Source organism: Nonomuraea jiangxiensis (assembly GCF_900099965.1).
Lineage (GTDB): Bacteria > Actinomycetota > Actinomycetes > Streptosporangiales > Streptosporangiaceae > Nonomuraea > Nonomuraea jiangxiensis.
Genome location: NZ_FNDJ01000001.1, coordinates 285,436 through 298,203 on the forward strand (window position 1 = coordinate 285,436; position 12,768 = coordinate 298,203).

5 protein-coding genes are annotated in these 12,768 nt (G+C 73.0%); 4 read left to right on the forward strand and 1 reads right to left on the reverse strand.

Features of this window, described 5'->3' with window-relative positions:
* The first annotated feature begins 118 nt into the window (after positions 1-118).
* From BLS95_RS01245 to BLS95_RS01255, 3 genes are all read left to right on the forward strand, one after another.
* Positions 119-5,035 (forward strand): tetratricopeptide repeat protein, encoded by a 4,917-nt coding sequence (locus BLS95_RS01245; protein ID WP_090928177.1) that lies wholly within the window; start codon positions 119-121, stop codon positions 5,033-5,035.
* A gap of 102 nt (positions 5,036-5,137) precedes the next feature.
* Entirely contained in the window at positions 5,138-5,848 is a 711-nt protein-coding gene (locus BLS95_RS01250) for a TetR/AcrR family transcriptional regulator (protein WP_090928179.1), read from the forward strand.
* Entirely contained in the window at positions 5,845-8,379 is a 2,535-nt protein-coding gene (locus BLS95_RS01255; protein WP_090928181.1) for a PEP/pyruvate-binding domain-containing protein, read from the forward strand. Before BLS95_RS01250 ends, BLS95_RS01255 begins: the two co-directional genes overlap by 4 nt.
* Positions 8,380-8,390: 11 nt before the next feature.
* On the opposite strand, the gene BLS95_RS01260 is transcribed toward BLS95_RS01255, so the two are convergent.
* Positions 8,391-10,364 carry an APC family permease gene (locus BLS95_RS01260; RefSeq protein ID WP_090928183.1) on the reverse strand — a complete coding sequence of 658 codons (1,974 nt, stop codon included), beginning with the start codon at positions 10,362-10,364 and terminating at the stop codon, positions 8,391-8,393.
* A 254-nt stretch (positions 10,365-10,618) separates the two neighbouring features.
* Here BLS95_RS01260 and BLS95_RS01265 point away from each other — a divergent pair, with 254 nt between their 5' ends.
* Complete coding sequence (locus tag BLS95_RS01265) at positions 10,619-12,613, forward strand: elongation factor G (protein WP_090929080.1); 1,995 nt, start codon at positions 10,619-10,621, stop codon at positions 12,611-12,613.
* Positions 12,614-12,768 lie beyond the last annotated feature (155 nt).

Here is a 12,768-nt window from a genome sequence, read left to right on the forward strand (position 1 = left end):
GCGCACGGACCGGAGATCTCGGAATGCCCTATGACATGCGCGACAGATGTGTAGCTTTTTCCCACTGTTGGGATGACTTTGGAGTGAGTTGATGGCGTCGGAGCAGCTTGATACGGCCATGGGCCACTGGAAAGAGGGCAATCTCGACGCGGCGGCCGCGCTGTTCAGGGAGATCGCGGCCACGGGGGACCCGGAGGCGTCTCATCTGCTGGCCGGGCTGCTGCAGGAGCAGGGCGACCTTGACGGTGCCGAGGCGGCGCACCGGTCGGTGATCCAGTCCGGCGACCCGGTGTTCGGGCAGCGCTCGGCCATCGCCATGGGCATGATGCTGGTCAACGCCAAGGAGTGGCCGGCGGCGCACCGGGTGTTGTCGATCGCCTCCAGCGGGGCCGACTTCGAGGTGGCCGCGCTCGCCGACACGGCGCTGGTGCTGGTGTGCACGCAACTGGGTGACGCGCCGGGCGCGCAGGCGGCCCTTGAGCGGGCCCGGCGCTGTGACAGCCCGTCCGTGGCCGAGCTGGCCGCGCGGCTGGAGCTGCCCGAGTTCCACCAGGATCCGGCCTCGGCCCGGGACCTTTACGAGCAGGCCGAGACCGAGGAGGACTACCGGACGCTGCTGACGTGCGGCGACCCGGACGTGGTGTCGCGCTCGGCGTTCCACCTCTACCGGTTGTACGCCGAGGACGAACAGTACGCCGCGGCCCGCGAGATGTGCGAGCACGCCATCGCCGTCGGCCACCCCGACCACCTGGCCATGGCCCACAAGCTGCTCGGCGCGGTGCTGGTGGACCTGGGCGAGTTCGCCGAGTCCGCGGCCGCCTACCGCGTGGCCGCCGAGGACCCCAGGCCCGAGATCCGGCTGGACGCGCTCATCGAGCTGGCCAAGGTGACCGCGCAGCTCGGCGACGTGGCCGAGACGAAGGCCATCTTCCGCCGGGTCATCGCCAGCGGCCAGCACGAGTACGTCGTGCAGGCCCAGGCGTGCCTGGCCCAGATGCACACCGAGGCGGGCGAGACGGCCGAGGCGCTGATGGCGCTGCGCGCCGTGCTGGAGGCGGGCGAGAGCGAGTGGGCCTCGGTCTGCGTCGCCCTGCTCGGCATGCTGCTCGACCAGAGCCCGGACGCCCACGACGCGATCATGGAGCTGGTGCGGCTGGCCGCCGGGCACCAGGACCCCGACGCCGCCTTCAAGGCCACCCTGCTGCTGGAGCACGCCGCCCGGCAGCAGCCGCTCGCCGACCCGGTCGCGGAGCAGGCGCTCCAGGACACCGACGCGGCGCTGGCCCATCTGAAGGCGGGCGAGCTGGCCGAGGCCCGGCGGTTGCTGCGCCGGGCCGCGGACTCGGCGGCCGCCATGGAGTCGCTCAGGGCCATGGTGGTGCTCGCCGAGCTGGAGCTGGGCGAGGGCGACCGGGAGCAGGCCGACGAGCTGCTGGCGTACGTGGCCGAGTGCGACGACGTGCTCCAGGGCTTCCACGCGAGCTTCGTGCTGCACCTGGTACGGGAGTCGGGCGAGGACCTGCATCCCGTACTGGCCGCCATGGTGGCCCACCAGCGGCTGGGGCGGGAGGAGGGACTGCGGCGCTATCGCGCGGCCATGGACCACGCCGACCCGGCCGTGGCCGCCATCGGCACCGCCGTGTTCGCCCAGGTGCTGGCCTCCCTCGGATATGAGCTGTCCGAGGCGGCCAAACTCTTCAGGACGGCGGCGGACTCCGGGGATCCGCTGGCGCTGTCGTACACCGCGGTGATCTGCAAGGAGATGGTGACCGACGGGGACGAGACGCTGGCGCTGCTGCGCCGGGCGCGGACGGACGGCCATCCGGTGCTGGCGCCGTGGGTGGCCTACGCGCTGGGCGGGCGGGTCGTGGAGGAGGACGAGGGCGAGGCGCGGAGCGCGTACCAGGAGGCGATGGACACCGGCTGCGGCGGGTTGCGGTATGCCGCGGCGGCGGAGCTGGTGGCGGTGCTGGAGGAGCAGGGCGACCTCCTGGCGGCCTGCCGGGTGCACGAACGGCTGATCGCCGAGGGCGAGGCGAGGCGCGGCGCGTGGGCACTCGGCTACACCAGGATCAGGCTCGACGACTTCGAGGGGGCCGGGGCCGCCTTCGCCGCGTCGGACGACGAACTGTGCGTGTTCGGCAGGCTCTTGCTGGAGAGGGACTTCGCGGCGGCCGTACGGGCCTTTCCCGAGGGGGACGCGGGGCGGATGGCGAGCACGCTGGCGATGGAGTGCGCGCACGCCTGGGAGCGCACCGGGCAGCGGGCCGCCGCCGACGGCGCGTTGTCGCTGGTGGCCACCGCCGGCGCCGCGGACATGCGGCAGGAGGCGAGCTGCTACCTCGGAGCGCTGCGCAACGACGCGGGGGACAAGGGCGGGGCCCTCGACGCCTGGCGGCAGGCCATGGGCGACGACGAGCACCTCAACGGCGTCGCTCTGCGGGCCGCCGGGAGCGTCCACTTCGACCTGGGGGAGTACGCCGCGGCCGCCGCGGCGTTCGAGCAGGCGCCCGACGACGAGGACGAACGGGCCGACTCGGTCCTCGGGCTCGGCGAGTCGCTGGTGGCGTGCGGCCGTAAGGACGAGGCCCGCGAGCGGCTGACCGAGGTGTTCGGCGCCGACGGGATCCTGCACTACGCCTGGTTCCTGCGCGAGCACGGCGACCCGGAGGGCGCGCTCGCGGCGCTGCGGGCCGCCCGGCTCGAGCCGACCGGTGAGTCCGAGCGCCTGCTCGGCAACCTCCTGGCCATGACCGGCGACCTCGAAGGGGCCAAGGCGGCCTTCGAACGCGCGGCGGCCGTCGACCCCGGCACGGAGGCGCGGACCATGCTGGAGGCGGGCCGCCGCATGCTGGCGGTGGGCGACACGGAGACCGCGCACTTCGCCCTGGAGCGGGCCGCCGCCCAGGAAGGCGACGAGTACAGCGCCGCCGTGGCCCGCATGCTGCTCGGCCGGGCCACGCCGGAGGAGCTGCCGTGGGTGCTGCTGGCCGAGGGCGACCGGCCGGGCGCGCTCGCGGCGCTGACCGCGCAGACCGGGTCCGAGCTGACGGCGGAGCTGCTGCTGGCCATCCACGACGGTAACGTGGCGGCCGTCCGCGACCTGGTGACGTCGCTGCCGGACGAGGCCAGGCAGGACGCTCTGCAGACTGTCATGGAGCAGGTCGCCGATCTGGACAACGCGAACGTGGCCGAAGGGCTCTCGCGGCTGGTCGCCGGCCTGGGAAGCGGGGAGCTCGCCGCGCGGGCCGCGATCGAGCTGGGCGTGGTGCTCGCGAACCGCGGCCACCACAGCCGGGCCGAGCTGGCCTTCCTGCCCGCCACCCTGCCCACTACCGGGGACCCCGCGAGTTCCGTGACGGCCTGGCGCAACATCTCCGTCGTCCGCCGTCGCCGCGGCGACCTCGACGGGGCGATAGAGGCGGCCCGCGCCGCGCTGCCGGACACCACGCTCCTGCTCGCCGAGCTGCTCGAAGAGCGGGGCGACCAGGCCGAGCTGCGCGACGTGCTGCGGGCGGGCGCGGCCCGGGGCGACCTCGAATCCGTCCGCCGCCTGCTCGTCACCCTGCTCCAGGACGGGGAGCACGATGCCCTGGTCAAGGAGGCCGAGCTGGCCGTCGGTACCGGTGATCCGGAGACCGTGTCCATGGGCTACTGGGTGTGGGGCGACGTGTACAAGGCGGCGGGCGACATGGAGCGCGCGGCCCTCATGTACGGCAAGGCCGTCGACACGAACTTCCCCGGCACCGTGGCGAGCATCCGGGTGGACCTCGCCCGTGCGCTGCGCGCGCTGGGCGACACCGGCGGCGCCGTCCGCGAGGCGCGACTGGCCGTCGAGTCGGGCGACCCCGTCGGGGTGGCCAGAGGCGGCATGGATCTCGGCGTCTGGTTGCACGAGGACGGCGACCAGCTGGGCGCCGCGCGGGCGTTCGCCGTGGCCGCCGCGACCGACGTTACCGACCTGGCCGAAAGCGCCGCAGGGAACCTGGCCACCCTGGCCTACCAGGCGTTCGACCGCGGCGAGCACACCCTGGCCCTGCAGGTGCTCGGGCTGATGGGCGAGCGGGCCGCCGAGGTGGCGCGCCGGCTGGGCGGGGAGTGCGACGACCCGGCGGCCGTGCGGGCGTACTTCGAGGCGGCGGGTCCGGGGGCGTTCGCCGAGCTGGACATCGCCGGCCGGCTGGCCGCGCTGGGCGAGACGGCCGAGGCACGGGCGATCTTCGAGCGGCTGAGCGCGCACGACGATCCGGAGGTGCGCTTCGTGGCCGGGGCGCGGCTGCTGGAGCTGCTCAACGGCGAGGGCGACCAGGACGCCTTCTACGACGTCGCGCGGCGGCAGGCGGCCGACGCCGACAGCCCCGTCCAGGGGGCGTTCGGGAGCCTGCTCGGCATGCTCCAGGACAGCCGCGGCGACACGGAGGCCTCGATCGAGACGTTGCGCGAGGCGGCCGCCGGGGGCGAGCCCATCGCGCTGTCCACGCTCGCTCAGACGCTGGTCGGTGCCGGCCGGGTGGAGGAGGGCCGGGAGGCGTACCTGCGGGTGCTCGACGCCGGCGACGCCGACCTGGCCGTACGGGCGATGGTGGCGATCGGGCAGACCTATCACGACGAGGACGAGGAGCGGGCCCGCCACTGGTACCTGCGGGCGGTCGAGGAGGGCACAGGGCACAACGCCGCGCTGGGGGCGATGTACCTGGGCGCGCTGGCCAAGCGCCGGCGGGACTTCCCCGAGGCGCTCACCTGGTACCAGCGGGTGATCGACTCCGGGGACCCGGAGTCGGGGATGGCCGCGGCGCACCTCGGCGAGCTGTGCTACTGGCTCGGGGACCGGGACGGGGCGCTGCGGTACTACGAGCTGACGCTGGGGCTCACCGAGCAGGACTACCTGGTGGCCGAGGCGGCCTGCCGGGCGGGCGAGATCCGCTACGGCCGCGGCGACCTGGAGCCGGCGCGGCGGCTGCTGGCGCAGGCCGTGGGCACCGGCGACCCGGCGTTCGGCCCTGAGGCGGAGGCGCTGCTGGCCAGGCTCGGCTGACAGGCGGCGCGCGGGACGGCCGCCGGGGGCGATGCCCGGACGAACTTGCCCTTAATAAAATGACCGAATAGTCTCATCTGGTCAAACAAATGGGGTGGGGCTATGGGCAAGGTCGGGCGGCCACCGGTGGATCCCGCGCGGCAGGCCGAACGGGCGCACCGGATCCTCGACGCCGCCGCCGAGCTGATCCTGCGCTGGGGCTACGACAAGACCACGATCGACGACGTGGCCAGGCGGGCGGAGGTGTCCAAGGGCACCATCTACCTGCACTGGCGGACGCGTGACGACCTGTTCGCCGCGCTGTTGCGGCGTGAGCGGGTCCACATGGTGGCCGAGGTGCGCCGCCGGGAGCCCGCCACGCCGAGCGCGCTGTTCGGGGAGGTCACCCGCGCCATGTCGCGGCGGCCGCTGCTCCGGGCGGTCCTGTCCGGCGACTCCGAGGTGCTCGGCAAGCTCACCCGCCAGAAGCTGCGGGGCGGGGGCGGTCTGGCGGCGGACGAGGTCCTGGACGGATATCTGGCGGAGCTGATCCGGCTCGGCGCGGTACGCGAGGAGCCGGGGGACCACGCCAGGGTGATCAACTCGATCGTCTACGGGTTCCTGATGCTGCCGGGCGCGGCGAGCCTGTCCTCCGACCGGATCGCGGACCTGGTGGCCGACACCGTCGAACGCGTCATGAGCCCCGGCCGGGAGCCGTCCGCCGAGCAGGCGGCCGCCGTGGCACGGGCCACCCTCGGTTTTGTCGACGCCCTGGAGGAGCTCGCCCGGCGCAAGCTGGCGGACTCCCTGGGCTCTAAGGAGCGTGCGAAATGAGGGCCGTCATCCCTCTCGACGACGCCGCGGCCGACCTGGCGACCGCGGGTGGCAAGGGCGCCTCCCTCGCCAGGCTGGCCAGGGCCGGGCTGCCGGTGCCCGGCGGGTTCCACATCACGACCGGGGCCTACCGGGCGTTCGTGTCAGGGTTCCGCGAGGAGATCCTGCGGGCCGCCGCCGAGGGCGACCCGGACCGGATCGCGGCGCTGTTCGAGGCGCACGACATGCCCGGCGACCTCGCCGAGGAGATCCGGCGGGCGTACGCGGCGCTCGGCCCCGGCGTGCCCGTGGCCGTGCGCTCCTCGGCCACCGCCGAGGACCTGCCGGACCTGTCGTTCGCCGGTCAGCAGGACACCTACCTCAACGTCCGGGGCGAGGACCTGCCGGCGGCGGTCAAACGCTGCTGGGCCTCGCTGTGGAACCCGCGCGCCGTCGCCTACCGCGACCGCAACGGCGTGCCGCACGACGACGTGGCGCTGGCCGTGGTGGTGCAGGAGCTGGTGGACGCCGACGCGGCCGGCGTCATGTTCACCGCGAACCCGGTCAACGGCGCCCGCGACGAGATCGTGGTCAACGCCTCCTGGGGACTCGGCGAGGCGGTCGTCGGCGGCCAGGTCACCCCGGACACGGTCGTCGTGTCCGGCGGCGCGGTCACCAGCACCCGGCTCGGCGACAAGGCCGTCATGACCGTACGCACCGCGGCGGGCACCGAGGAGCGGCCGGTGCCGTCCGAGCTGCGCGGCCAGGCCGTGCTCGACGCCGCCGAGGCCGTGACGCTGGCCGGGCTGGGCGCGCGGGTGCAGGCCCTGTACGGCACCCCCATGGACGTCGAGTGGGCCCGGCACGCCGGCACGTTCGCGATCCTCCAGGCCCGCCCGATCACCGGCCTCCAGCCACGGGTCGAGGAGTGGAACGACAGCCTCAAGGGCGAATACCTCTGGACCGGCGGCAACCTGGGCGAGGCCATCCCCGACGTGATGACGCCGTTGACGTGGTCGTTCGTGCGGCTGTTCATCCATGAGGCGATGTCCTCCTCGACCCTGCCCGGCTACGACGTGGTCGGCAACATCGGCGGCCGCTTCTACATGAACCTGAGCGTCGCCTACTCCATGGCCAGGGCCGTGGGCATGCAGTCCCGGCTGAGCGCGGTCGAGCAGGTTTTCGGCAGGATCCCGCCGGGGCTGGACGTGCCGATGGTTCCGACGTCGCGCTGGCGGCTCGTCAAGCTGGTGGTGCCCCTGGCTCTGCGCATGCGGCGCCGCGTACGCGAGAACCTCAGGGGCATGCGCGCGTTCCTGGCCACCTCCCAGCGGCGGTGCGAGGAGCTGCGCGCCCGGATCGCCGCCACCGGCTCCGGCCCCGAGCTGGCCGATCTGTGGGCGCGCGAGATCGAGCCGCACGTGGTCACCTCCTGCCGCATGCTGGAGGCCGCGGGCCGCCAGGGCGGCGCGACGCTCGTCTTCACCCGCGACCGGCTGCGCAGGATGATGGGCGAGGTCGACGCGGAGGCGATGCTGACCGGCGTGAACGCGGGCGGCGAGCTGGCCAGCCTGGGCCCGGTCATGGGCCTGACCCGGCTCGCCCGCGGGGAGATCACCAGGGACGAGTTCGCCAGGACGTACGGGCATCGCGGCCCGCACGAGTTCGAGGTGTCGATCCCCCGGCCCGGCGAGGACCCCGGCTGGATCGACGCCCAGCTCGCGGGCCTGCGTGACCTGAGCTCCGGCACCGAGGAGCTGCTCGCCCGGCAGGCCGGGGCCAGGGAGGAGGCGTGGGCCCGCTTCGCCCGGCGCTACCCGGGCAAGGAGGCCGGGATGCGGGCCAGGGTCCAGCGCTGGAACGCGGTCGTACGCGACCGGGAGGCCGCCCGTTCGGAGAACATGCGGGCCTTCTGGGTGTTACGGGCGTTCGCGGTGCGGGCCGGCGAGCTGACCGGGCACGGCGACGACGTGTTCTTCCTCGACCTGGAGGAGCTGCTGGCGCTGCTGCGCGGCGACCCGGCCGGGCTGGAGCGGGTGCCGGTGCGGCGGGCGACCCACGAGCGGTACGCGGCGCTGCCGCCCTACCCGGTGCTGATCGTCGGCCACTTCGACCCGGTGCGCTGGGCCGCCGACCCCGACCGGCGGGCCGACCTCTACGACGCGCGCGGCGGTGGGACCCCGGTGAGCGAGACCGTGACCGGGTTCCCCGGCGCTCCCGGCGTGGTGGAGGGCGTCGCCCGGGTGATCTCGGGGCCGGAGGAGGGGGAGCGGCTCAAGGCGGGCGAGATCCTGGTGACCACGCTCACCAACGTGGGCTGGACCCCGATGTTCCCGCGTGCCGCCGCCGTCGTGACGGACATGGGCGCGCCGCTGTCGCACGCCTCGATCGTGGCCCGCGAGCTCGGCATCCCCGCCGTGGTCGGCACCGGCAACGCCACCATGCGGCTGCACGACGGCGACCGGATCCGGGTGGACGGCGAGCGCGGCACGGTGGAGTTGCTGGCGCCCGAAGAGTCCGCCGAGTCGGTCGCCCGCGAAACCGGCGGGTGATCCGGCGGCCCTCACCCCACGTGGATGCCGGGACGCCGGGCGGGATCGGGCTCGCTGGAGCGGATGATCTCCCGTACGACCGGGGCGGTGTCACCGCGCCCCAGGATGAGGTAGCGGAACAGGTGCGCCAGGGGCGACCCCTCCGCCCACTGGAAGTAGCAGTGCGGCCGGACCCCGGTGGCGTCCCGCAGCGCGAGCAGGATGGCGGCGATGGCGTTGGGCGCGGCCGGGCTCTCCGCGCGCAGCACGCGGTATTTGCCCACCTCCACCCCGCGCACCCGCAGCACGTCGCTGAAGTCGGACGGGTCGATGACGTCGATCTCCAGGAACAGCACGTCCGCCCGCCCGGGCACCGGGTTGATGCCGCGCTGCTCGGCCTCCTTGGCCTCGTACTCGGCCCGGTCGCCGGGGTTGCGCCGGTTGGCGATGATGTCGAGCGCGCCGTCGTAGGCCAGCGAGTCGGTCACGAACCGCCGCGCCGCCTCGTCGAACTCGATCCGGTCGGCCCGCAACTCGGTGGTCCGCGACACCCGCGAGACCAGGGAGATCGCGATGATGCCCAGGATGAACAGCGCGGAGATGGCGATGCCGTCCGGCTTCTCCCTGATGTTCTCCACCAGGGCGTAGAGCAGGACCAGGGTGAGCACGGTGAACCCGGCGATCGCCGGTCCCTGCCGGTGGCGGATGGCGGAGATCGTCACCGCGACCGCGCCGGAGACCATCATGGCCAGGATGCCGGTGGCGTACGCGCCCGCCTGGGCGTCGACGTCGGCGCCGAAGGCGATGGTGAGCACGATGCAGATGCCCGTGTAGACCAGCACCACGGGCCGCACGGCGCGGCCCCAGTCGGGCGCCATGCCGTAGGACGGCAGGTAACGCGGCACGATGTTGATCAGCCCGGCCATCGCGGAGGCCCCGGCGAACCAGAGGATGAGGATGGTGCTGATGTCGTACGCGGTGCCGAACACCTCGCCGAGCCGCTCGTGCGCCAAGTATGCCAGCGCCCGGCCGTTCGCCTCGCCGCCCGGCCGGAACTCCTCGGCCGGGATGAGCACGGTGGTCACGAAGCTGGTCGCGATCAGGTAGACGCTCATGATGAGCGCCGCCGTGGTCAGCAGCTTGCGGGTGTTGGCGATGCGCGCGGTCAGTCGCCGCTCGGGATCCTCGCCCTCGGCCGCCACCAGCGGCATCATGCTGACGCCCGTCTCGAACCCCGACAGCCCCAGCACCAGCAGCGGAAAGGCCAGCACCGCCGGTCCGACGACCCCGAGGAAGCCGCCCTGGCCGCTCGTCAGCGCCTCGGTCCACCGCGACAACGCCTCGGGAGTGCCGAGCACCCCGGCGATCCCGACCCCCACCACCACGGCGTTCAGCAACAGGAAGATCGCCACCAGCGGGATCGCCACGCCGACGGCCTCGGTGAAGCCGAGCAGGAACACCCCGCCGAGCACCACCAGCAGCACCACCGTGATCACCACCGCGTGCCCGTGCAGGAACGCGGGAGAGTACGGATTCTCCAGGATGTGCACCGACGCGTCCGCCGCCGACAGCGTGATCGTGATGATCCACGACGTGGCCACGAACCCCAGCAGCACCAGCACGAAGAGCTTGCCCCGCCAGAACGGCAGTAGCCGCTCCAGCATCGCCACCGAGCCCTGCCCGTGCGGGCTCTCCTTGGCCACCCTGCGGTACATCGGCAGCATGCCCAGCAGCGTCAGCGCCACGATCAGCAGCGTGGCCAGCGGCGACAGCGCCCCGGCGGCGAGTGCGGCGATGGCGGGCAGGTACGCCAGCGTGGAGAAGTAGTCGACGCCGGTCAGACACATGACCTTCCACCACGCCTGTGGCTCGGCGTGGCCCTCGGCCGTCTCGGGCCCGACCGGCTGGACGCGATGCCGAAGCAGCCAGCGCGCCAGCCCGTTGGCCGGTGGCGCGGGGCGGTTCGGACTGTCGACCACCTCGGGGATGGCCAGCTCACCGCTCACCGGATCTCCTTCTCGTCGATGAAACGCACACCACCTTAGGGGGCGATCTGCCGAGTACCCCCATAAGCCCCGCAAAGTCAGCGGACTGCCGAAACCCCCACATAAGAGTCCGCGGAAAATCGGTTGCCCGCGCTGGGCGGGCTCTGCTGTGCTGGCCGGAGCCGATCGGCCAGGAGAAGAGGAGCCCGGAATGCGGCCTACGTTCATGTCCCCGCGGAAAGGAACATTCAGCTCTATGAAGGACATGACGTTTGGTGCGTACGCTCAACCTGGGGATCCTGGCGCATGTAGACGCCGGTAAGACGAGCCTGACCGAGCGGCTGCTGCACGCCGCCGGGGTCATCGACGAGGTCGGCAGCGTCGACGACGGCAACACCCAGACCGACACCCTTGACCTCGAACGCCGGCGCGGCATCACGATCAAGTCCGCGGTCGTCTCGTTCGTGGTCGGCGGCACCACGGTCAACCTGATCGACACGCCCGGTCACCCCGACTTCATCGCCGAGGTGGAGCGGGTGCTCAACGTGCTCGACGGCGCCGTGCTGGTGGTCTCCGCCGTGGAGGGTGTGCAGGCGCAGACGCGGGTGCTCATGCGCACCCTGCGCCGCCTCGGCATCCCCACGCTGATCTTCGTGAACAAGATCGACCGCCGGGGCGCCCGGTACGACGCCGTGCTGCGGGAGATCTCCGGCAGGCTGTGCCCGGCCGTGGTCGCCATGGGCACCACCAGCGGCCTGGGCACGGAAGCGGCGTCCTTCACGCCGTACGACGGCGGCGACCCGGCCTTCGCCACGCACCTGGTCGACGTGCTGGCCGGGCAGCGGGACGCGCTGCTGGAGGCGTTCGTGGCGGACGAGGGCTCGGTCCCGTACGGCCGGCTGCGCGCCGAGCTCGTGGCCCAGACCGGGCAGGCGCTGGCGCACCCGGTGTTCTTCGGCTCGGCGATCACGGGGGCGGGCGTGGACGCGCTGGTCGCCGGGATCGAGGAACTGCTGCCCGCCGCCCAGGGCGACCCGGAGGGACCGGTCTCCGGCACGGTGTTCAAGGTCGAGCGCGGCGAGGCGGGGGAGAAGGTGGCCTACGTCCGGATGTTCGCCGGCACGGTACGCACCCGCGACCGGCTGTGCTTCGGAAGGGACGGGCGGGCGGGCAAGGTCACCGCGATCAGCGTCTTCGACCGGGGCGCCGCCACCCGCCGGCCGTCGGTGGAGGCGGGCCGGATCGCCCGCCTGTGGGGCCTGGCCGACGTCCGGATCGGCGACCCGATCACCACCCCGTCCTCGCCGGAGACCCGGGCACCGGGTGAGGCGCGGCGGCACTTCGCGCCGCCGACGCTGGAGACCGTCGTCGTCCCCGGCCGCTCCTCCGACAAGGGCGCGCTGCACCTGGCCCTCGCCCAGCTCGCCGAGCAGGACCCGCTGATCGCCCTGCGCCAGGACGACCTGCGCCAGGAGGTCTCCGTCTCGCTCTACGGCGAGGTGCAGAAGGAGGTCATCCAGGCCACGCTCCTGAACGACTTCGGCCTCGACGTCACCTTCCGCGAGACCACCACGATCTGTGTCGAGCGCCCGGTCGGCCGCGGTGAGGCGTTCGAGCTGATCGGCAAGGAGCCCAACCCGTTCCTCGCCACCGTCGGCCTGCGCGCCGAGCCCGGTCCGGCGGGCAGCGGGGTGGAGTTCCGGCTGGAGGTGGAGCTGGGGTCGCTGCCGTACTCGTTCATGCGGACGATCGAGGAGACGGTGGGCGACACGCTGCGCGAGGGCCTGCACGGCTGGCAGGTCGTCGACTGCGTGGTGACCTTGACGCACTCCGGTTACTGGGCCCGGCAGAGCCACTCGGGCGGCGTCTTCGACAAGAGCATGTCCAGCACCGCCGGCGACTTCCGCAACCTCACGCCGCTGGTGCTCATGAGCGCGCTGCGGCAGGCCGGGACAAGAGTGTACGAGCCGATGCACCGGTTCCGGCTGGAGCTGCCCGCCGACACGCTCGGCCCCGTGCTGCCGGTGCTGGCCCGGCTCGGCGCCGTCCCGCGGACGCGGACGCCGGGCCTGGTCGAGGGGGAGATCCCGGCGGCGAGCGTGCACCGGCTGGAGCGGCGGCTGCCCGAGCTGACCCGTGGCGAGGGCGTGCTGGAGTGCGACTTCGACGGCTACCAGCCCATACGCGGCCCGATCCCGGAACGCCCGCGCACCGACCACAACCCGCTCAACCGCAAGGAGTACCTGCTGCACGTCGTCCGCAGGGTCTAGCAGCCGCCGGGGCACGTCACCCTGCCGATCATGCCGGTGACGGAAAGCTTCGAAAGCCTTTTCGGTGATACGGAACTGTTACCACGGTGCTCGCGAGCTGATCAGCGCCGGAGGGATGGCTCCGCACCAGTTAAAAGGTGCTGACGGTCATTGCA